General features: G+C 45.1%; 23 protein-coding genes. 19 read left to right on the top strand and 4 right to left on the bottom strand.

Features of this window, described 5'->3' with window-relative positions:
* Positions 1-3: 3 nt before the first annotated feature.
* The 12 genes from QWZ13_RS15645 to rpoS all read left to right on the top strand — a co-directional run bounded on the left by QWZ13_RS15645 (position 4) and on the right by rpoS (position 11,338).
* The gene (locus tag QWZ13_RS15645) at positions 4-483 is read left to right on the top strand and encodes a GNAT family N-acetyltransferase (RefSeq protein ID WP_290282591.1); all 480 of its coding nucleotides are present in this window, start codon (positions 4-6) and stop codon (positions 481-483) included.
* Positions 484-492: 9 nt separating this feature from the next.
* Positions 493-1,812 (top strand): tRNA lysidine(34) synthetase TilS, encoded by a 1,320-nt coding sequence (gene tilS, locus QWZ13_RS15640; protein WP_290282590.1) that lies wholly within the window; start codon positions 493-495, stop codon positions 1,810-1,812.
* 129 nt (positions 1,813-1,941) lie between these two features.
* Entirely contained in the window at positions 1,942-3,567 is a 1,626-nt protein-coding gene (pyrG, locus tag QWZ13_RS15635) for a CTP synthase (RefSeq protein ID WP_216000115.1), read from the top strand.
* Positions 3,568-3,818: 251 nt separating this feature from the next.
* On the top strand, positions 3,819-5,120 hold the full coding sequence (gene eno / locus QWZ13_RS15630) for a phosphopyruvate hydratase (RefSeq protein ID WP_290282589.1): 1,302 nt from the start codon (positions 3,819-3,821) through the stop codon (positions 5,118-5,120).
* A gap of 109 nt (positions 5,121-5,229) precedes the next feature.
* On the top strand, positions 5,230-5,514 hold the full coding sequence (locus QWZ13_RS15625) for a septum formation initiator family protein (protein WP_216000117.1): 285 nt from the start codon (positions 5,230-5,232) through the stop codon (positions 5,512-5,514).
* Positions 5,511-6,209 carry a 2-C-methyl-D-erythritol 4-phosphate cytidylyltransferase gene (ispD, locus tag QWZ13_RS15620; RefSeq protein WP_290282588.1) on the top strand — a complete coding sequence of 233 codons (699 nt, stop codon included), beginning with the start codon at positions 5,511-5,513 and terminating at the stop codon, positions 6,207-6,209. Before QWZ13_RS15625 ends, ispD begins: the two co-directional genes overlap by 4 nt.
* The gene (ispF, locus tag QWZ13_RS15615) at positions 6,202-6,693 is read left to right on the top strand and encodes a 2-C-methyl-D-erythritol 2,4-cyclodiphosphate synthase (protein WP_290282587.1); all 492 of its coding nucleotides are present in this window, start codon (positions 6,202-6,204) and stop codon (positions 6,691-6,693) included. Before ispD ends, ispF begins: the two co-directional genes overlap by 8 nt.
* Positions 6,690-7,736 (top strand): tRNA pseudouridine(13) synthase TruD, encoded by a 1,047-nt coding sequence (truD, locus tag QWZ13_RS15610; RefSeq protein WP_290282586.1) that lies wholly within the window; start codon positions 6,690-6,692, stop codon positions 7,734-7,736. The genes ispF and truD overlap by 4 nt, the downstream gene beginning before the upstream one ends.
* A complete protein-coding gene (locus QWZ13_RS15605) occupies positions 7,736-8,404 on the top strand; it encodes a protein-L-isoaspartate(D-aspartate) O-methyltransferase (protein WP_290283389.1) in 669 nt (222 codons plus the stop codon). Before truD ends, QWZ13_RS15605 begins: the two co-directional genes overlap by 1 nt.
* Entirely contained in the window at positions 8,401-9,273 is an 873-nt protein-coding gene (locus QWZ13_RS15600; protein ID WP_290282585.1) for a DUF368 domain-containing protein, read from the top strand. The genes QWZ13_RS15605 and QWZ13_RS15600 overlap by 4 nt, the downstream gene beginning before the upstream one ends.
* Before the next feature lie 114 nt (positions 9,274-9,387).
* Entirely contained in the window at positions 9,388-10,269 is an 882-nt protein-coding gene (locus tag QWZ13_RS15595; RefSeq protein ID WP_290282584.1) for a peptidoglycan DD-metalloendopeptidase family protein, read from the top strand.
* A gap of 52 nt (positions 10,270-10,321) precedes the next feature.
* The gene (rpoS, locus tag QWZ13_RS15590; RefSeq protein ID WP_216000124.1) at positions 10,322-11,338 is read left to right on the top strand and encodes an RNA polymerase sigma factor RpoS; all 1,017 of its coding nucleotides are present in this window, start codon (positions 10,322-10,324) and stop codon (positions 11,336-11,338) included.
* A gap of 68 nt (positions 11,339-11,406) precedes the next feature.
* Here rpoS and fdxA read toward each other — a convergent pair whose 3' ends face one another.
* From fdxA to QWZ13_RS15570, 4 genes are all read right to left on the bottom strand, one after another.
* Entirely contained in the window at positions 11,407-11,730 is a 324-nt protein-coding gene (gene fdxA, locus QWZ13_RS15585; protein WP_216000125.1) for a ferredoxin FdxA, read from the bottom strand.
* A 131-nt stretch (positions 11,731-11,861) separates the two neighbouring features.
* On the bottom strand, positions 11,862-14,489 hold the full coding sequence (mutS, locus tag QWZ13_RS15580) for a DNA mismatch repair protein MutS (protein WP_290282583.1): 2,628 nt from the start codon (positions 14,487-14,489) through the stop codon (positions 11,862-11,864).
* 214 nt (positions 14,490-14,703) lie between these two features.
* Positions 14,704-14,943, bottom strand: coding sequence for a hypothetical protein (locus QWZ13_RS15575; protein WP_290282582.1), 240 nt, complete (start codon positions 14,941-14,943; stop codon positions 14,704-14,706).
* Positions 14,918-15,049: a hypothetical protein gene (locus tag QWZ13_RS15570; protein WP_290282581.1), complete on the bottom strand. Its 132-nt coding sequence runs from the start codon at positions 15,047-15,049 to the stop codon at positions 14,918-14,920. Before QWZ13_RS15570 ends, QWZ13_RS15575 begins: the two co-directional genes overlap by 26 nt.
* A gap of 14 nt (positions 15,050-15,063) precedes the next feature.
* On the opposite strand from QWZ13_RS15570, the gene QWZ13_RS15565 reads away from it, so the two are divergent.
* Genes QWZ13_RS15565 through alaS form a run of 7 tightly spaced genes read left to right on the top strand, consistent with a single transcriptional unit; the run spans position 15,064 to position 20,015 of the window.
* A complete protein-coding gene (locus QWZ13_RS15565) occupies positions 15,064-15,525 on the top strand; it encodes a CinA family protein (protein ID WP_290282580.1) in 462 nt (153 codons plus the stop codon).
* Entirely contained in the window at positions 15,461-15,625 is a 165-nt protein-coding gene (locus QWZ13_RS15560; protein WP_290283451.1) for a hypothetical protein, read from the top strand. Before QWZ13_RS15565 ends, QWZ13_RS15560 begins: the two co-directional genes overlap by 65 nt.
* The gene (gene recA / locus QWZ13_RS15555) at positions 15,612-16,694 is read left to right on the top strand and encodes a recombinase RecA (protein ID WP_216000128.1); all 1,083 of its coding nucleotides are present in this window, start codon (positions 15,612-15,614) and stop codon (positions 16,692-16,694) included. The genes QWZ13_RS15560 and recA overlap by 14 nt, the downstream gene beginning before the upstream one ends.
* Positions 16,612-16,782 carry a hypothetical protein gene (locus QWZ13_RS15550; RefSeq protein ID WP_290282579.1) on the top strand — a complete coding sequence of 57 codons (171 nt, stop codon included), beginning with the start codon at positions 16,612-16,614 and terminating at the stop codon, positions 16,780-16,782. Before recA ends, QWZ13_RS15550 begins: the two co-directional genes overlap by 83 nt.
* Positions 16,779-17,237 carry a regulatory protein RecX gene (locus QWZ13_RS15545; protein WP_290282578.1) on the top strand — a complete coding sequence of 153 codons (459 nt, stop codon included), beginning with the start codon at positions 16,779-16,781 and terminating at the stop codon, positions 17,235-17,237. The genes QWZ13_RS15550 and QWZ13_RS15545 overlap by 4 nt, the downstream gene beginning before the upstream one ends.
* Positions 17,194-17,412, top strand: coding sequence for a hypothetical protein (locus QWZ13_RS15540; RefSeq protein ID WP_290282577.1), 219 nt, complete (start codon positions 17,194-17,196; stop codon positions 17,410-17,412). Before QWZ13_RS15545 ends, QWZ13_RS15540 begins: the two co-directional genes overlap by 44 nt.
* A complete protein-coding gene (alaS, locus tag QWZ13_RS15535; RefSeq protein ID WP_290282576.1) occupies positions 17,409-20,015 on the top strand; it encodes an alanine--tRNA ligase in 2,607 nt (868 codons plus the stop codon). The genes QWZ13_RS15540 and alaS overlap by 4 nt, the downstream gene beginning before the upstream one ends.
* The last annotated feature ends 1 nt before the right edge of the window (position 20,016 follow it).

The raw sequence follows: 20,016 nt of genomic DNA, 5'->3' as shown, positions 1-20,016 counted from the left end.
TAAATGGCTAATGTATCTCTACAAAACATACTCTATGACCAATCAAATATGATGACTCCCATCGTAGGTGATGAGATTGCTTTGGTGCTTAACCGTATATTGGGGGCACACGAAGGTCTCGATGGTGTGCCTGCGTATTTATTTGATATTGTGCTGCACGACGGTACCTCAATTGGCCAAATTGATATCCGCTTAAAAACGACGCCCAGCCTTGTAAAATTTGGCGGCCAAATTGGGTACGGAATTGATAAACCTTATCGTGGCCATGGGTTTGCCGCGCAGGCGTGCCAGCTCATCAAGCTCGTCGCGAAAGATCAGGGCTTTGATGAATTGTGGATTACATGCAACCCTGGAAACCATGCTTCCATTAAAACCATTGAAAAGCTCGGCGCAGTTTTTGTTGATCTGGTGGATATTCCGATTGGCAGCGAATTGTGGCATCGCGGCGATCGTGAGAAACTTCGGTACTTGTGGACATTGTAAGAGTACCTCGTGACAACTACCCCTTCTATTTATCAGAATTTAACCCAATCTCTGCGTGACCAATTAATTGGCCATGACATACGTCCGGTGTTTGTCGGTTTTAGTGGTGGTCTCGATTCCACGCTTTTGCTGAAATGTGCCTGCGATGTTGTTGGTGCATCAAATGTTGTGTCGATTCATGTTCATCACGGTTTGTCCGCCAACGCCGATCAATGGCAATCTTTTTGCGAGCAGCAAGTCGCAGAACTTGGGTGTAAATTGATTGTCGAAAAAGGGCAAGTGGAGTCGACGGGACAAGGAGTGGAAGCCGCCGCAAGAACGTACCGATATAGCGTGTTTTCACAGCATGTTACACCCAAACATTGGCTGCTGTTAGCGCACCACCTTGATGATCAGGTTGAAACCTTTTTCTTACGAATGATGCGTGGTACAGGCTTACATGGCTTAAAGTCGATGTCAGCAATACAGCCACGTGATCATTATCAGCTGTGCCGTCCGTGGTTAAAGTTCAGTCGCTTGCAGCTTGAACAAGCCGCTAATGCTTGTGGCTTACGATGGATAGAAGACGAATCTAATGTCGACAGTCAATACGATAGAAACTATCTACGTAATGAAGTGCTGCCCTTGTTTGAAAGCCGATGGCCAAGTTACCGTGAGCGAGTAAACGGTATTATTCAGCAAGTAGATTCAGAACTTCAATCTAATGCGCACCATGGCGATAATTTAGAAGCACGCTTGAGTCACGACGGTGGTTTGAAGTGGGTACAGTTAGACTCATGGTCAGAAGCCGACAAGCTTTCTCTGCTGCATCGCTGGTTAACCGAATTAGGCGTGCAGGTGCCGTCTAAAGTAAGGTTGCAGCATGTATTGAGTGATGTTGTAGAGGCAAAACCAGATGCAGACCCAAAGGTGCGTATGGGCAACGGCTATGTTCGCCGCCATGGTCCTGCATTGTATTGGGTGCCTGAGCAAAGCGCCATCGACGCTCCGCCACCCCTTCAAATAGGAAATAAATCCTACTGGCCTGGCGTTGGATATATCGAGGTTAAATATTCAGAAAAAGGGCAGGCAGGGTTAAAGGCAAACTTGCCGAACCTGCATTGGCGAACTCGGCAAGGTGGGGAGCAAATTAGGCCGTTGGGTCGCTCAAAACGCAGAGACCTGAAGCGCTTGCTGCAGGAGTACCGGGTTAAGCCTTGGCAACGTGATCGCTTGCCTTTGTTGTATAGCGGAGACACCTTAGTCGCAGTTGCTGATTTATTCATATCGGCAGACCATACGGCCGAAGAAGAAAATTTAGCATTAGAGGTCATTTGGCAGAATTCTTGATTGAGACAATCAAGATAATTTGCTATGCTGATCTCCCATCTTGTACAGCACAATCACCTTAATTTGTTACTCATTCCAAGCAACCAATGCTTTGGGAGAGTTTCGTATTTTTAAAAGATGGGATCCTCTATGACTCGTTATATCTTCGTCACCGGCGGCGTTGTTTCTTCACTCGGTAAAGGCATTGCTTCGGCATCTCTGGCTGCAATTTTAGAAGCGAGAGGTCTAAAGGTAACGCTGCTAAAGCTCGATCCCTACATCAATGTTGACCCTGGTACGATGAGCCCTTTCCAACATGGTGAGGTGTTTGTAACAGAAGACGGTGCTGAAACCGATCTCGATTTAGGGCACTACGAGCGTTTTGTTAATACCACCATGACCCATCGAAACAACTTCACCACGGGTCGAATTTATCAAGATGTTCTTAAAAAAGAGCGCCGTGGTGATTACTTGGGCGGCACTGTACAGGTTATTCCTCACATTACCGATGAAATTAAACGTCGAGTTATTGATGGTGCAGGCGATGCAGATGTTGCGCTGGTAGAGGTAGGTGGCACCGTGGGCGATATTGAATCATTGCCTTTCTTAGAAGCCATTCGTCAAATGAAAGTTGAATTAGGCAGCCGACGAGCGCTATCGGTTCACTTAACGTTAGTCCCTTATTTAAAAACGGCGGGTGAAGTAAAAACCAAGCCAACGCAGCACTCTGTTAAAGAACTTCGCACCATTGGTTTACAGCCAGACATTCTGCTTTGCCGGTCAGAAATGCCAATTGGCAAAAATGAACTTCGTAAAATCGCCTTGTTCACCAACGTTGAAGAGCGTGCCGTGATTCCACTAGAAGATGCCGATACCATTTATCGAATACCTGGCAAACTTTCACAAGCAGGCTTAGACGCTATTGTCGTTGAGCGGTTTGGCCTAGAATGTGATGAGGCGGACTTAACCGACTGGGATGATGTAACTGATCGTAAGCTAAACCCAGAAAAAGAAGTCACCATTGCCATGGTTGGCAAATACATGGAGCTTTTGGATGCTTATAAGTCTCTCATTGAAGCCATAGACCATGCCGGTATTCGTTCTCGTACTAAAGTGAAGATTCAATACATAGATTCAGAAGATATTGAGAAAAATGGTACAGATGTATTAAAAGGCGTGTCGGGTATTCTGGTTCCTGGTGGCTTTGGACACCGTGGTGTAGAAGGAAAAATATTAACCGCGCAATTCGCACGTGAAAACAAAGTACCGTATTTAGGTATTTGTTTAGGCATGCAGGTCGCTGTTATTGAGTATGCAAGAAATGTTTGTGGTTTAGACGGCGCACATTCAACAGAATTCGACCGTCAATCTCGACACCCAGTCATCGGTTTGATTACAGAATGGATTGAATCCGATGGCATGAAAGTTGAGCGTACAGAAAGTACCGATTTAGGTGGCACTATGCGATTAGGCGGGCAAGAATGCCAATTAGCCGAAGACTCACTTTCACTTGAGTGTTATGGCGAGTCTAAAATAGTAGAACGCCACCGACACCGTTATGAAGTAAACAATCACTATATTACTGACTTAGAAAAAGCCGGATTGCGTATTGCCGGTCGCTCAGTTGATGGTGCTTTAGTTGAAATCGTCGAAAATCCAGATCACCCATGGTTTGTTGCTTGTCAGTTCCACCCTGAATTTACGTCGACACCGCGTCGAGGTCATGGTCTATTTAGTGGTTTTATTTCAGCGGTGAATGATCACGCTAAAAAGTAATTAGAATGTATGTTTTGGGCTGTTTGGGTGTTCAGTCTACGCAGCCTGCGTATTTACTGGGGTTTCGGCTTACTTTAAGTGTCGTTTTTTACCTCATCAAATAGAACACTCGCATTTTAAAATCAGATGCATATAATGCATTTCGATAATTTTTGTAACAAAACTACATTTTAGTGGCTTTGAAGAATAATTACTTACCTCAAGCAGTGGCATTTAACGCACGTTGAGTCAAAACTCAGGAGAGTGACAGCATGGCAAAGATTGTAGACATTAAAGCACGCGAAATTATTGATAGTCGCGGTAACCCGACTGTTGAAGCAGACGTAACATTAGAAGGCGGAATCAAAGGCCGCGCTGCTGCGCCATCTGGTGCTTCTACTGGTTCACGTGAAGCATTAGAATTGCGTGATGGTGACAAAAGCCGCTTTCTTGGCAAAGGTGTTTTAAAAGCCGTTGCTGCTATTAGTGGTCCTATTCGCGATGCTTTAGTTGGTAAAGACGCTGTTCAACAAGCCGAAGTAGATCAGTTGATGATCGACTTAGACGGAACAGAGAATAAGTCTAACTTTGGTGCCAACGCTATCTTAGCCGTATCACTTGCAAACGCTAAAGCGGCTGCAATGTCTAAAGGTGTTGAGCTTTACGCACACATTGCCGATTTAAATGGCACTCCTGGTGTTTACTCTATGCCATTGCCGATGATGAACATCATCAACGGTGGTGAGCACGCAGACAACAATGTTGATATTCAAGAGTTTATGATTCAACCGATTGGCGCAAAAAGCTTAACTGAAGCGCTTCGTGTGGGTGCTGAAGTATTCCACAGCCTTGCCAAAGTATTAAAAGGCAAGGGTTTGAGCACCGCTGTTGGTGACGAAGGCGGTTTTGCACCCAACCTTGAAAGCAACGCGGCCGCGTTAGCCGCTATTAAAGAAGCTGTTGAATCGGCCGGTTACGAGCTAGGCAAAGACGTAACGTTAGCGATGGATTGCGCCGCTTCTGAGTTCTACGATAAAGAAGCTGGCAACTACAACATGAAGGGCGAAGGTAAAGTTTTCTCTTCAGAAGAGTTCAACTTTTATTTGCAAGATTTAGCCAACCAGTACCCAATTGTATCCATCGAAGACGGTCTAGATGAATCAGATTGGGATGGCTTTAAACACCAAACTGAACTTTTAGGCGATAAGCTTCAATTGGTAGGTGACGACCTTTTTGTAACTAACACCAAAATCCTGAAAAAAGGGATTGAGATGGGCGTTGCAAACTCAATTTTGATCAAATTTAACCAAATTGGATCACTTACTGAAACGCTAGCAGCGATTAAAATGGCCAAAGATGCAGGTTATACCGCTGTTATTTCTCACCGTTCTGGTGAAACAGAAGATGCCACCATTGCCGACTTGGCTGTGGGTACAGCGGCAGGCCAAATTAAAACAGGTTCGATGAGCCGTTCTGATCGTGTCGCTAAGTACAATCAATTGATTCGTATTGAAGAAGAGTTGGGTGATAAAGCGCCATACAATGGCTTAAAAGAAGTAAAGGGCCAAGCGTAAGGCAATAATTTAGCAATTATTGGCGTAGAATCGCTGAAAACATGAAAAGGGGGCTTGGCTCCCTTTTTTTTATGCGTAAGAATAGGCTGTCTAATTTTAAGAGCTGCCTATGCGCCTGATTCAAGTCGCCCTTTTTGTCTTACTCATTGTCTTGCAATACCGATTCTGGTTTGCTGAAAATGGGTACACCGATTTAAAACGTATCGAAAAAAGCATCGCGCAAGCCGAATTTGATCGCGCTGTTATCCAGAAAAAGAATGCCCATTTAGAAGCCAAAGTAGCCGACTTAAAAAGTGGTTCTGGTGCGATTGAGGAATTAGCTCGTCAAAATCTTGGACTTATTAAGCCAGGTGAAACTTTTATTATGATTAACGAGCCGAGAACCTTTAAATGACAGTTCATGTCGTCTTCCCTGCGGCCGGTGTAGGGTCTCGATTCGGTGCAGATATTCCGAAGCAATACGTCAGCATTGCAGGGAAAACCGTGATGGAGTGGACTCTTCTTGCTTGGCAGGATGCACCCGTTGATGGGTTAAAAATAGTCGTCAAAGCGAAAGAAGATGAAACCTGCACCCAAATATTAAGTAAATTCGACCATGCTTATCAAACCGTATTGGGCGGGCATGAACGCTTTCATTCAGTGATGAATGCTCTGATATATTTACGAAAGCACGGCAAAGCGGATGATTGGGTCATGGTACATGATATTGCTCGGCCGTGTGTGCGCCGCGATGATATTCAAAAGCTGCTACAAAGCTGCAAAACTGAAAACCAAGGCGGAGTATTAGCTAAACCAATAACCGACACGGTGAAGAGGTTACAACGCAGCATCGTCACAACAGAAGATAGAAGCCAATTGTGGGCCGCGTTGACGCCTCAATGCTTTCGTCTAGGCGAGCTTTCAAGTGCGCTAGAGCAGGCGATTGCGCAAAATGCGCACATTACCGATGAAGCCAGTGCCATAGAACTAGCGGAATTGCCGGTGCAATTAATTGAAGGTCACGGGGATAATATTAAATTGACCCGATCAGAAGATGCCGCCCTCGTGCAATTTTACCTTTCAAATCAAGAGCGAATTAAACATGTTTAAAATTGGTCATGGTTACGATGTCCACCGATTTGATGAACACTCCAATGCTGCACCTATTAAGCTGGGTGGCATAGACGTTCCTAGCGAAAAACAATTATTAGCACATTCCGACGGAGATGTGGTGTTGCATGCTTTGTGTGACGCCTTGTTAGGTGCTATTGCCGCCGGTGATATAGGTGAACACTTCCCAGACACCGATGCTCAGTATGCGGGTGCCGATTCACGTGTCTTATTAAGGCATGTCGTCGATTTGGTTCAAGAACAGGGCTATCGAGTGGGGAATGTAGACATAACAATAGCGGCCCAAGCGCCTCGCCTAAAAGATTACAAACAGGCAATGGCCAATACCATTGCGGCTGATTTGCGCGTTGAAGCCAGTTGCGTAAATGTCAAAGCAACTACGACTGAAAAGTTAGGCTTTGTTGGACGAAAAGAAGGCATCGCCGTGGATGCCGTGTGCTTACTTATGAAGGCTGAGCCATGAAATTTTCTTTAGATTGGCCACACGCCTATTCATTTGAACGCGTTAAAGGGGTATTAAAACAATACCCTGAAGACTTTAAAGTAATTGAAAAACTTCCTGAAAGCCCCAGTGGTGAAGGTGAGCACCTTTGGCTTACAATCGAAAAAACAAATCAAAACACCGCGTGGGTCGCCAAGCAAATTGCAAAGTGGGCGAATGTTCAACCCAGGCACGTTAGTTATGCTGGGTTAAAAGACCGTCAAGCCATTACTATTCAAACTTTTTCTGTTCACCTGCCTGGTTTGCAATCCCCAGATACCAGCCTGCTTGAAATAGATGGCGTCAAGATCATCAACGCCACGCGGCATAGTAAAAAGCTTCGTACAGGGCAACTTATTGGGAACAATTTCACCATAAGGGTTCGAAATGTTGAACAATCTAAGGACATTATCGAGAAAAACTGGTCTCAGGTTTGTGAGCATGGCATCCCTAACTATTTTGGTCCGCAACGATTTGGTCGGCAAGGTAGAAATGTAGAAGATGGTTCGCAATGGTTGCTCGGAGAAAAAAAGCTGCCTAAACATTTGCAATCTATTTGCTTGTCGGCCGTTCGCTCTTATTTATTTAATAACCTTTTGGCTCAGCGCATTGCCGAAGGGAGTTGGAGTACGCTTATTCCAGGTGACTTTGCGCAATTTAACGCAGGCAAGGCAGGCTTTTACTGTGAAATAATAGAACCTGCTGAAATAGAGCGCTGTAAAAACGGTGAGATTTCGCCCAGTGCTAGCTTGCCTGGTGAAAGCCGAGATGAATTTGCTGCTTTAGACGCACGAGAGCAGAATACACTTGAACCTTTTCAGGAGCTAACCACCGCGTTGATAAACAAACGGGTGGCACGGCACTTTCGAAAATTAAGAGTGTTCCCTGAGTCACCCGCCTTGCACTTTGAAAACGGCGATCCGGTTTTTTCTTTTTTCTTACCTGCAGGATGCTACGCAACTGCGGTAATGACTGAGCTATTTGATTGGCAGCTTGGTCTGTTGAGTTCGGATTGGAACGAGTGATGAAAGAGCAATTGAATGGCATAGGTATGACATCGGCGCGGACTAGAGCGCGGTTGATAGAACGGCTTTTTGAGCAGGGTATAAGAGACCCAAGAGTATTAGATTGCTTTAATAAAGTGCCTCGACACCTGTTTGTTGATGAGGCGTTAGGGCACAAAGCGTACGAAGACATATCTGTCCCTATTGGTTATGCACAAACCTTATCGCAACCTTACATTGTTGCCCGAATGACAGAATTAGTTTTACAAGCACCACATCATGAGACAGTTTTAGAAATTGGAACTGGTTCTGGTTTTCAAACCTGCGTGCTGGCCAATGTGGTGAGTGAGGTTTTCAGTGTTGAAAGAATTGAACCATTACAGCAAAAGGCTCGAGCTCGGATTAGAGCGTTAAAGCTTTACAATACACAATTAAAAATGGCCGATGGGTTCTTAGGTTGGCCTACCCAGGCTCCCTTCGATGTCATCATCGGAACAGCCGCACCCTCTGAGCCACCTAAAGAATTGGTTGATCAGCTCATACCTGATGGTGGCCGCCTCATTATGCCGATAGGCGAAGAGGAACAATACTTAACGGTTATCGATAAACACGGAGATGAACTTGATATTCAAAAAATTGAGCCGGTGGTATTTGTACCCATGTTGCAAGGAGTAAAAAGGGAGTCATGAAAAACATCATCAGTTGGGTGCTTAAAGGCGCAGCCATGGGCGTTGCGGACGGTGTACCTGGCGTATCGGGCGGTACCATTGCATTAATTACAGGGATATATGAACGGTTTATTGCAGCCATTGCGTCTTTTAAACCATCTCTATGGGCATTCATTAAACGAAAAGATTTTAAGGGTCTTTGGCAAGCCATCGATGGCACCTTCTTATTGTCTCTAGGCATAGGAATCTTGGTAAGCCTGTTTAGTACACTCTCGGCGATGCATTGGTTGTTAGAGCACTATGCGCCCGCGGTATGGGCATTTTTCATGGGTGTTATTGTGGTGTCTTTATGGTTTATGTGTTCCGGAAAACACTGGACCATTAGGGATGTCATCTTGCTGTTAATGGGTGCCGGTATTGCAGTGGGATTAATATTTGCAACGCCAGCGAGCCTTGAGCCAACGCCGTTGCTTTTGATGCTCGGAGGCGCTATTGCTATTTCAGCAATGGTGTTACCCGGTATTTCTGGATCGTTTATGTTGTTATTGCTTGGGTTGTATAGTGTGGTCGTAGATGCTGTGCACGATAAAGAGTTTAGTATCATTGCTTGGGTTGCTGTAGGTTGCTTGGTAGGAATTTTAAGCTTTGCGCAGCTACTGCAATGGTTGTTACGCCGCTGGCACGACTCTGTGATGAGCTTTATGTTGGGCTTTGTCGTGGGAGCACTAGTCAAAGTTTGGCCTTGGCAAATAGAAACCGAACGCCTTTGGTTGCTGCCGAGCCAGTTTACAGAGCAAACCACACAGCCGAGCTTTTTAATGCTATCTGTTATTACATTTGTTTTCGGAAGTGGATTAGTCTGGTTGTTGACAAAATGGTCAAAAAACTAACTCTTACTGCAGGTTTATGTAAAGAAAATAAAAATTTTGAATATTTATATTGATTTAATTAGATAGATTTGTCATTTGAAACCCTGTTTGAGATGCCCTTAGCTATAAGAAATTATGTTTAACGCTGTTCAGTCCGCAAAAAATGTGAGAACAGCGTCTCTATTTGAGGATAAAAAACCTGTGGTATTAGCGTCAAAAAAACTGCTTGTCGGTATTTTGGTTGTAATAATAGCCGGATGCGTCAACCATTCGCGGTTTACCTCAATAGATCATGATAAATCGGTATTGAGTGCCACCGGTGAGCCTGAAATTGAATCTACGGTATACAGTAATGCTAACCCTCAATTTTATTTGGTTAAGCCTGGAGATACCTTGTACTCTATAGCTTTTCGCTTTGGACTGGATTATAAAAAGCTCGCCAATGCCAATAATATTGATCGCAACTATGCCATTTATGAAGGGCAGGCGTTGGCATTAAAAGAAGCATCTGCACCACAAATCACCGCAAAGCCTGCGGCTAAACCGGTCACGAAGCCTGCCTCAAGTAGTCCCTCGAAGTCAGTTACAAAAGTTAACAGTAGTAGTGCCAAAATTACCAAAGCAGTCAATGAATTGGGCTCTGAATCACCAGGGCAATGGAAGTGGCCACATAATGGGAATATAGTGCGAACATATAAGTCTGGTTCGTCTACCCAGAAGGGCATTGATATCAGGGGCTCAATTGGCGATTCTATCACTGCAGCGGCGAGTGGAGTTGTCGTCTATGCAGGTAATGGGTTACCAGGCTATGGAAACTTGATTATTGTCGAACATTCTGGGTCTTTGTTAAGCGCTTACGCATTCGCTCAACAAATACTGGTAAAAGAAAGCGACAAAGTTTCTGTCGGGCAGCAAATTGCTAAGATGGGTAAGCAGGGAGACCAGCCCGGCTTGCACTTCGAGATAAGACGGAACGGGAAACCAGTTAATCCACAGTCTTTTTTGCCAAAGCGCTAAAGATTTTGGACAGCGTTCCGATATAGAAAGTATAAAGCACAGGTGCAACACTATGACAGAACTCAGGGAAGCCAATACTGCTATCGCAGAAGAACACATTAAGAGTTTCACTAACCTAATTAATGCTCCAGAAGAATCGGCTTACGCAGTCGAAGCTGAGCCATCCCAATTTGATGCCAATGAAGAAGATGGAGAGTTTCAAGACGCTCTCAATGCTAATGGCAACATGCAGCGCTCTCTGGATGCCACGCAGCTCTATTTAAACGAAATCGGCTTTTCGCCGTTACTGAGTCCTGAAGAAGAAGTCTACTTTGCTCGACTGGTACGCAAAGGTGAGCCATCGGGCCGGAAACGTATGATCGAAAGTAACTTACGTCTTGTGGTAAAAATTGCCCGACGATACCTAAATCGAGGTCTTACATTATTAGACTTGATCGAAGAAGGTAATCTGGGTTTGATCCGAGCGGTTGAGAAATTTGATCCTGAGCGAGGTTTCCGTTTTTCAACCTACGCTACCTGGTGGATCCGTCAAACCATTGAACGCGCGATTATGAATCAAACGCGCACCATTCGTTTGCCCATCCATGTGGTTAAAGAACTAAACGTATATTTGCGTGCGGCACGTGAGCTGGCTCAGAAGCTGGATCATGAGCCAACACCTGAAGATATCGCGGAATTATTAGGTAAGCCGGTATCTGATGTTAAAAAAATGCTTTCACTGAATGAGCGAGTAACGTCAATTGATACTCCGGTTGGTCCGAGCTCAGAAAAGAGTCTGTTAGACACCGTTGCAGATGAGCACGCTAACGACCCATCTGATGACTTACAAGAGCAAGACTTAAAGCAATCGATTGATCGCTGGTTAGACGAATTATCGGAAAAACAACGTGAAGTCGTTGCGCGCCGTTTTGGTTTAAGAGGTCATGAAACATCCACTCTTGAAGATGTGGGCCGAGAAATTGGATTAACTCGTGAGCGAGTGCGTCAGATTCAGGTAGAATCTTTGAAGCGACTTCGAGATATTATGGAAAAACAGGGGTTATCAGCTGTGGCGTTATTTGGCGCATAACGATTGATTCAAACCCATGTATAAAAAAAGCCGGCTAATGCCGGCTTTTTTGAGTTTAACGATTAGGTCTAACGTTCGAGTGCTTCGCGCTTTCCAGGAACGCCATTTTGTTCATCGGCTTCTGGGAGCGGATCTTTTTGTTCGGTTATATTTGGCCAAACTTCTGCTAGTTCAGCGTTTAATTCAATAAAATCGATCTGATCTGCGGGTATTTCATCTTCAGATAAAATGGCTTCTGCAGGGCACTCAGGCTCACAAAGCGCACAATCGATACACTCATCTGGATGAATGACCAAAAAGTTTGGGCCTTCATAAAAGCAATCGACAGGGCATACTTCAACGCAGTCGGTGTACTTGCACTTGATGCAGTTTTCTAAGACAACAAAGGCCATGAACTTTCTCTCTAAGTAAATTGGGACAATGCGCCTATTCTAGTGATCTAGCGGCAGAGTCTCAAGGTGATATTGATTCAATTATATCTCATAGATATTTCTAACGGTTATATAAAAGCTGTTTTTAATGACTATAGCCGTTTTTTGCTTTCGTACAACCAGTCTAGTGCCTGTTTTGCTGTCATGTTGTCGAGCTCCAATGACTGCAGTGCATCGACTAACGGGTGCGCTGATACAGCAAAGAGATCGGCTTGCATAGGACCTGCTGCTGGTTGGCTAGGCGAATGTGAGCTGTCAGCCTCTAAAGCTTTCGGCGCGTGTTCTGTACCTAAACTGATCGCTTCTAACTCAGCGAGTTTTTGCTTAGCGTGGCTGATGACAGATTCTGGGACGCCAGCTAATCGGGCTACTTGAATACCATAGCTTTGGCTAGCAGGCCCTGGTTGCACTCGATGTAAAAACACCAGCCTATCATCATGTTCGGTCGCATCCAGGTGCACGTTTGCGACTTCTGGATTAGCCTCTGCTAAGGCGGTCATTTCAAAATAATGCGTCGCAAACAAAGTTAGGGCTTTTACTTGGCTGACTAATTGAGTTGCTGTTGACCAAGCTAAAGATAAGCCATCAAAAGTACTGGTGCCGCGACCAACTTCATCCATGATCACTAAGCTATTTTGTGTAGCATTGTGCAAAATATTGGCTGTTTCGGTCATTTCCACCATGAACGTTGAGCGCCCGCCAGCCACATCATCTGAAGAGCCCATGCGGGTGAATATGCGGTCTATTGCGCCAATTGTTGCTTTTTGCGCAGGCACGTAACTGCCAATACAAGCCAGTAAGGTTATTAAGGCGACTTGCCTCATATAGGTTGATTTACCGCCCATGTTTGGCCCGGTAATGATTTGCAAGCTAGAGCTTGCGTTGAGTAATGTATCATTCGGCACGAAAGGTACCGTCGAAAGTGATTCAATGACAGGGTGTCTACCGGCTTCAATATCAATACCAGCGCGCTCTACCAAAGAAGGGGCCACCCAGTTTAGTTGATCAGCACAATGGCTTAAGCAACATAAAACGTCTAACTCTATGATGGCATTACAGGTCTGCTGCAATGCTTCTATGTCGGCCCCTAGTCGTTGGACGAGAGATTCGTACAAGGCTTTTTCTTTGCTGAGTGCTCGGCTTTTTGCACTGAGAGCTTTGTCTTCGAATGCTTTTAACTCGGGAATAATGAAACGTTCTGCGTTTTTCAGAGTTTGCCTACGAACATATTCAACGGGCGCGTCAGCCGATTGCGATTTACTGATTTCTATGTAGTAACCGTGAACACGGTTATAACCGACTTTTAAAGAGGCTAATCCGGTTCGTTCTTTTTCGTCGGCTTCCAGTTTTGATAAAAACTCAGCTGCATTGGCGTCTAAGTTACGCAGTTCATCTAGCTCGTTATCATAACCATCGGCAATAACCCCGCCTTCTCTGATGATGACTGGCGGATTATCGATTATGGCCCGCTGAAGTTCGTCTACCCATTTTGAGTCGGCCGTTAACTGTCCACTGATATTGGTTAAAAGAGGGGAGTCTATCTCCGCTAATAATGATTTTAGATCGGGCACGGCTATCAGTGCTTCGCGCAGTCGAATTAGGTCGCGTGGGCGAGCGGAACCAAGTGCAACTCGAGTCAAAACCCGTTCAATATCGCCAATAGGTTTGAGTTGTTGTTCGAGTGTTTCGTAACGAAAACATTCGAGCAGTGAGCTAATGGCCTGTTGTCGTTCTTTTAGCACTTGCTGATCACGCAACGGGCGATTTAACCAACGTCTTAACGCTCGGCTTCCCATTGCAGTTGAAGTGTTGTCCATTAGGGCGTAAAGGGTATTGCCATCTTCGCCGCGAACATTAATATCGATTTCTAAATTTCGTCGCGTCGCGCCATCTAACAATACGCTTTCTTCGTAGCGCTCTGCGGTTATGGCGCGAATATGCGGCAGGTCGCCTCGTTGTGTTTCTTTGGCGTATTGTATTAAGCAGCCAGCCGCACGAATGGCGGTATGCATTTTTTCAATACCAAAGCCGGATAAGTCTTTGGTTTTAAATTGAGTGGTTAGGGCATCTACACTTGTGTCGTAGTCAAACTGCCAGATGGGTTGGCTGCGCAATGCGCTTTCAGTCTGAGTAGTTGGTAGGTCTAAGTCTTCTGGGTGAAGCAACTCACGTATTTTTAAGCGTTCTAATTCGGCTTCTAAACTGGCGTTGTCTGATAGTTCTTGTACAGAAAACCGTCCCCCGGCCATATCAAGCGTCGCTAGCCCCCAAGTTGCTTCGCTTAAAAAGACACAGCCTAATAAGTTTTCTTGCCGATCCTGCAAATAAGCTTCGTCGCTGAGTGTGCCCGGTGTGAGTACGCGAACTACTTTGCGCTCTACAGGACCTTTTGCTGTGGCTGGGTCTCCAACTTGCTCACACACCGCAACGGTGTGCCCACCTTGCACTAATCTGGCGATGTAATTCTCAGCGGCATGATAGGGAATGCCAGCCATAGGGATAGGTTGACCACCACTTTGGCCGCGCTTTGTCAGTGTAATGTCGAGTAACCGAGCCGCATTTTTAGCATCGTCAAAAAACAGTTCGTAGAAATCGCCCATTCTATAAAAAAGGAGGTCATTTGGGTGATCCTTTTTTAAGCGGAAGTATTGTTGCATCATTGGCGTATGTTTTGGTGCGTCACTGGCAGATGCTTGGGCGTTACGAGCTGTTTTTGTCATGATCACTACTTATAAAAAAATGAATTCAAACCTGAATATTGAATAGAGTCGCCTAAATTTACAAAGTCAAAAGCGGCGCACAGAATAGCAAATTTCCACCTAAAACGAAAAACAATCAACGACAACCCTCTCCAAACCAACCTCGGTGGCTGCCTTCACTTCATCAGATCGCGGTTCGCGCATCCCTACACCGCTCAACTTCGCCATCCTTGGCTCAGATGCCCGCTCCAGAAATGCCACCCACCAAGCCTAAGTAGAAGCGCGCAAAGCAAAGCGAAGCCGCGACGGTTTTAAATGTTTTGACTAAACTCGCAGCCCGCAGCCTACAGCCAAAACCTCGGATATAAGTTTCCGCCTTGGTGACTGGCTTCACTTCCGCGGGTCGCTGTTCGCGCATCCTTGCGCCGCTCAACTTCGCCATCCCTGGCTCAGATGCCCGCTCCAGTAAAGCCACCCACCAAAGCGAAGCCGCGACGGTTTAAAGGTTTTGACCTTACTATCAGCTTGCAGCTAATAACTTGCAGCTCCATAACCAAGGCCGCTAAAATCACCACAAACAATCGGAGTACATGCGATGAACCTCAGTGAAGTGGCTAGGTTGCTGGAGCTCAGAAATGAGACTTTAGTGACCATCGAATCCTGTACGGGTGGCGGTATAGCCGCTTTGTGTACTTCTATTCCGGGTAGCTCAGTTTGGTTTGACGGTGGCTGGGTGACCTATTCGAATGAAATGAAGATGAAGCTAGGCGTTCCAAGGGTTTTGATTGATGATCATGGCGCGGTAAGTAAGCAAGTGGCAGAGGCTATGGCGGCCAGTGGGCAAGCAGAATCAGGTGCCGATTGGGCAATTTCTGTGACTGGCGTTGCTGGACCGGGAGGTGGAAGTGTTGAAAAGCCTGTTGGGCTGGTGTGGTTTGGTCTTGCGTCTAAATCGGCTGTTTATAGCTTTAAACGCTACTTTAGAGGAGATCGTGAAACCATTCGCCGTCAAACGGTTGAGTTCGCATTGGAGCAGCTTACGCTTTATTTGCGATAAAAAACAAATAAAAGCTTGTCATCTAAATTCTAAACATGTAAAAATACTGTTTATTCATACAGCACTTGACCAGGATACCAAAAACCATGGAAACCAATAAAGAAAAAGCACTTACGGCCGCCTTATCGCAAATTGAACGTCAATTCGGTAAAGGTTCAGTTATGCGTATGGGCGATCAACAAGATGTCGTTATGCCGGCCATTTCTACCGGTTCTTTGGGGCTTGATATTGCGTTAGGCATAGGCGGTCTGCCAAAAGGTCGTGTTGTTGAAATTTACGGCCCTGAATCTTCTGGTAAAACAACCCTTACGTTGCAAGTTGTTGCAGAAGCGCAAAAAGCTGGTGGCACCTGTGCGTTCGTAGATGCAGAGCATGCGTTAGACCCTTCTTATGCTAAGAAGCTTGGCGTAAACGTTGATGATTTATTAGTGTCTCAACCAGATACAGGCGAGCAAGCTCTAGAAATTACCGATATGTTGGTTCGTTCTAATGCTGTAGACGTTATCATTGTCGATTCGGTTGCAGCCTTGGTACCTAAAGCTGAAATTGAAGGTGAAATGGGCGATCACCACGTTGGTTTGCAAGCGCGATTAATGTCACAAGCGCTGCGCAAAATTACCGGGAATATTAAAACAGCTAACTGCTTGGTGATATTCATTAACCAGATTCGTATGAAAATCGGCGTTATGTTTGGTAATCCTGAAACCACTACAGGTGGTAACGCCTTGAAATTCTACTCATCTGTTCGCTTAGATATTCGCCGAACGGGTACCGTGAAAGACGGTGATGAAGTGATCGGGTCTGAGACTCGGGTTAAGGTGGTTAAAAATAAGGTTTCACCGCCATTTAAACAGGCTGAATTCCAAATTATGTATGGTAAGGGTATTTACCATATGGGCGAAGTAATTGATTTGGGCGTTAAAATTGGCCTAGTTGAAAAAGCAGGCGCATGGTACAGCTATAAAGGTAATAAGATTGGCCAAGGTAAAGCTAACTCGGCTCGCTTCTTAGAAGAGAATAAAGAAATTGCTAACGAAATTGAAACCGCTATCCGTGCTCAGTTTTTAAATAAAGGCAGTAATAAAGATGAAGCTTCTGCTGAAGACGGTGCCGCCGCACCGAAAGCAGCAAAAGCGAAGGGTAAAGCGAAAGAAAGCACTGCCCAATAAAGTTTTTGGAATACCTGAGTCAGGGATGACAATCCTACAGCGCCTTGTTGAAAGCAAGGCGTTTCTATTTAAGGTGAACTGGTTGTGAGTATTTGGAATACAGCACTCAATATTTTAGCTCGACGAGAGCATTCTCAGTCGGAGCTATTGACTAAGTTGCAGTCGCGGTTTCCAGAAAGCCTTGATGAAATAGAGAATGTTTTAGAGCGCTTACAAGAGCAAGGGTTGCAAAGCGATGAGCGCTACGCCCAAATGTGGTTCAATGGGCAAATTGCAAAGTACAGAGGCCCTAAACGCATTCAATATGAATCACGGCAGAAGGGTATTTCCAGCCGGATCGAAGCTCTACTTAGCCAATCTGAAATCGATTGGTGCCAATTAGCGCTTGATGCTGTTTCGAGACGGTACTCTAATGGGGCCAGTTATGATGATAAAGCAAAAATCTATCGGTTTTTAAGCTACCGAGGGTTCAGCGGTAATATGATCCAATTTGCTTTTGATGAACTCCATTCTCAATTCAAAGAGCATCAAGACCCACTCTAGGCTTGATACAATTCTCATCATTGGTTTGCATTGTGTAATCCAATCAAAATTCTTGCTCTATTTTTGCTCATTTCTAGGGCTATCCTCGCCTATTCCCTGTTTCATAAGCCTGATCATGTGTGTACTATTAGCGGTCTTTTTAGTCGAAACTAACATTGAGATAGCATTTTCATGAAAACCGCCGAAATTCGCAGTCGCTTTTTAAACTTTTTTGAAAAAAACCAGCATAAAATCGTCTCAGGAGGCTCTTTAGTTCCTCACAATGACCCTACTTTGCTTTTCACCAATGCGGGAATGAATCAATTTAAAGATGTTTTCCTAGGCAATGAAAAGCGGGATTACACGCGAGCAACTACCTCTCAACGCTGTGTTAGAGCTGGCGGTAAACACAATGATTTGGAAAACGTAGGTTATACAGCGCGACACCACACATTTTTCGAAATGTTGGGTAACTTCAGTTTCGGCGATTATTTTAAAGAAGAAGCAATTCGATTTGCGTGGACATTCTTAACGGTTGAGCTTGGTTTACCAAAAGAAAAGCTTTGGGTAACTGTATATAAAGACGATGACGAAGCGGCTGATATCTGGGTAAATAAAATTGGCGTTGACCCTAATCGGTTGTCTCGATTAGGTGATAAAGATAATTTCTGGATGATGGGTGATACTGGCCCTTGTGGACCGAGCTCCGAAATATTCTATGACCATGGCGAAGATGTTCCAGGTGGACCTCCAGGTTCAAAAGACGATGACTTAGATCGCTATATTGAAATTTGGAACCTAGTTTTTATGCAATTCGATACGTTGGAAAGCGGGGAGCGTGTTCCTTTGCCTAAACCTTCTATTGATACAGGTATGGGGCTAGAGCGGTTAGCGGCTATTTTACAAGGCGTACACAGTAACTACGAAATCGATATCTTCCAAAGTTTAATTAAAGCGGCCATGAGAGAAACAGGCTGTACCGATATCGAAAACCGGTCATTGCGCGTTATCGCAGATCATATCCGCTCGGCAGGCTTTTTAATTGTCGATGGTGTTGTTCCTTCTAACGAAGGCCGAGGTTATGTATTAAGACGTATTATACGTCGTGCGATTCGTCATGGGCATCAACTAGGGTGTACTCAAACCTTTTTCTATAAACTCATCGATGATCTCATCATTGAAATGGGTGATGCCTACCCAGAGCTTGATAAGCTTTCGGATCACATTAAAAAAGTTCTCAAAATTGAAGAAGAGCAATTCGCACGTACCCTTGAAAACGGCATGGCTATTTTAAATGATGGCATTAAAGCGCTTACTTCAGATGTGGTCCCTGGTGAATTGGTTTTCAAGTTATACGATACTTTCGGATTCCCAGCCGACTTAACGGCCGATGTGGCTCGTGAAAATGGCTTAACTATTGATGTTGAAGGTTTTGAAGCCGCTATGGCTGAACAGCGTAAACAGTCGCAATCGGCCAGTAAGTTTAAAATGGATCGAGACGTGGATTTAGCCTTAGACGGTGCTACAGAGTTTCTAGGCTACGATTCATTAGTGGCTGAAAGTCAGGTTCTCAAGCTCTTAAGCGGTCAAGATGCCGTTGATTCGTTAAAAGCGGGAGACACAGGTACTGTTATTTTAGATAGAACGCCTTTTTATGCTGAATCAGGTGGGCAATCGGGTGATATGGGGCAGCTAACCGCGCCCGGAATTAAGCTTGAAGTTTCTGACTGTACAAAATTACAAGGCCATCACTTGCATACAGTAACGGTTTTAGAGGGTGAGCTAACCGTAGGTACTCAGCTAACGGCTACCGTGAAGCGCGAAGAACGCTTAAATACCGCTCGCCACCACAGTGCTACGCATTTGTTGCACGCGGCGCTGCGTAAAGTATTAGGGGAGCACGTTCAGCAGCGAGGCTCGATGGTTGCTTTTGATAAGCTTCGTTTCGATTTTTCTAACTTAGAAGCCGTCACTCCAAGTGAGTTAAGAGAAGTAGAGCGACTCGTTAATGAGCAAATTCAAGCCAATACGTCAGTGAAGACAGAGTTGATGGATATTGATTCTGCCCGTGATGCCGGTGCAATGGCGTTGTTTGGCGAAAAGTACGATGATGAAGTTCGCGTTCTTTCTATGGGCACGGAAGGTTTTTCAAAAGAATTGTGTGGCGGAACACATGTAGAGCGAACCGGTGATATTGGATTGTTGCGCATAACGGCAGAGTCCGGTATTGCTGCAGGTATCCGGCGAATAGAGGCGGTAGTTGGCCCTTATGCTATGGCGCAATTGCACGCCGAGGATGATTTAATTTCCCAGTTGCGAGGCACATTTAAGTGTTCAACTGAGCAGCTACCCAGTAAAGCTCAAGCGAGCTTAGTGCAAATAAAAGAACTGGAAAAGAACATTGAGCAACTGAAAGCTAAAATGGCCTCGGCCGCAGCCGGTGATTTAACGGGAAGTGCCGTCGATGTTAATGGCGTTAAAGTTTTAGCCGCACGACTAGACGGAGTAGACGCTAAGTCATTACGTACCACGATGGACCAAATGAAAGATAAGCTAGGCAGCGCCATTATTGTATTGGCGGCCGTAAATGACAATAAGGTTCAATTAGCCGCGGGTGTGACAAAAGATCAAATATCGCAAGTTAAAGCAGGCGATGTGGTTAACGCGATTGGTGCGCCCATTGGTGCTAAAGGTGGTGGTAAGCCAGATATGGCCATGGCCGGCGGTGGAGACAGTGCCAAACTTGATGAAGCACTTGCGAGCCTTGTTGATTGGGTGCGCACTAAGCTGGGCGGATAAT

Source organism: Reinekea marina (assembly GCF_030409715.1).
Classification (GTDB): Bacteria; Pseudomonadota; Gammaproteobacteria; order Pseudomonadales; family Natronospirillaceae; genus Reinekea; species Reinekea marina.
This window is presented reverse-complemented; position numbering and strand designations above follow the sequence as displayed.

Excerpts from the sequence above, each read along its gene's own strand:
- eno (WP_290282589.1), top strand. The coding sequence starts at position 3,819 with ATGGCAAAGATTGTAGACATTAAAGCACGCGAAATTATTGATAGTCGC.
- QWZ13_RS15595 (WP_290282584.1), top strand. The coding sequence starts at position 9,388 with ATGTTTAACGCTGTTCAGTCCGCAAAAAATGTGAGAACAGCGTCTCTA.
- QWZ13_RS15540 (WP_290282577.1), top strand. The coding sequence starts at position 17,194 with ATGAACTCCATTCTCAATTCAAAGAGCATCAAGACCCACTCTAGGCTT.
- alaS (WP_290282576.1), top strand. The coding sequence starts at position 17,409 with ATGAAAACCGCCGAAATTCGCAGTCGCTTTTTAAACTTTTTTGAAAAA.
- QWZ13_RS15565 (WP_290282580.1), top strand. The coding sequence starts at position 15,064 with ATGAACCTCAGTGAAGTGGCTAGGTTGCTGGAGCTCAGAAATGAGACT.
- truD (WP_290282586.1), top strand. The coding sequence starts at position 6,690 with ATGAAATTTTCTTTAGATTGGCCACACGCCTATTCATTTGAACGCGTT.
- pyrG (WP_216000115.1), top strand. The coding sequence starts at position 1,942 with ATGACTCGTTATATCTTCGTCACCGGCGGCGTTGTTTCTTCACTCGGT.
- QWZ13_RS15625 (WP_216000117.1), top strand. The coding sequence starts at position 5,230 with ATGCGCCTGATTCAAGTCGCCCTTTTTGTCTTACTCATTGTCTTGCAA.
- ispD (WP_290282588.1), top strand. The coding sequence starts at position 5,511 with ATGACAGTTCATGTCGTCTTCCCTGCGGCCGGTGTAGGGTCTCGATTC.
- recA (WP_216000128.1), top strand. The coding sequence starts at position 15,612 with ATGGAAACCAATAAAGAAAAAGCACTTACGGCCGCCTTATCGCAAATT.
- mutS (WP_290282583.1), bottom strand. The coding sequence starts at position 14,489 with ATGACAAAAACAGCTCGTAACGCCCAAGCATCTGCCAGTGACGCACCA.
- QWZ13_RS15600 (WP_290282585.1), top strand. The coding sequence starts at position 8,401 with ATGAAAAACATCATCAGTTGGGTGCTTAAAGGCGCAGCCATGGGCGTT.
- fdxA (WP_216000125.1), bottom strand. The coding sequence starts at position 11,730 with ATGGCCTTTGTTGTCTTAGAAAACTGCATCAAGTGCAAGTACACCGAC.
- rpoS (WP_216000124.1), top strand. The coding sequence starts at position 10,322 with ATGACAGAACTCAGGGAAGCCAATACTGCTATCGCAGAAGAACACATT.
- ispF (WP_290282587.1), top strand. The coding sequence starts at position 6,202 with ATGTTTAAAATTGGTCATGGTTACGATGTCCACCGATTTGATGAACAC.
- QWZ13_RS15645 (WP_290282591.1), top strand. The coding sequence starts at position 4 with ATGGCTAATGTATCTCTACAAAACATACTCTATGACCAATCAAATATG.
- QWZ13_RS15550 (WP_290282579.1), top strand. The coding sequence starts at position 16,612 with ATGAAGCTTCTGCTGAAGACGGTGCCGCCGCACCGAAAGCAGCAAAAG.
- QWZ13_RS15605 (WP_290283389.1), top strand. The coding sequence starts at position 7,736 with ATGAAAGAGCAATTGAATGGCATAGGTATGACATCGGCGCGGACTAGA.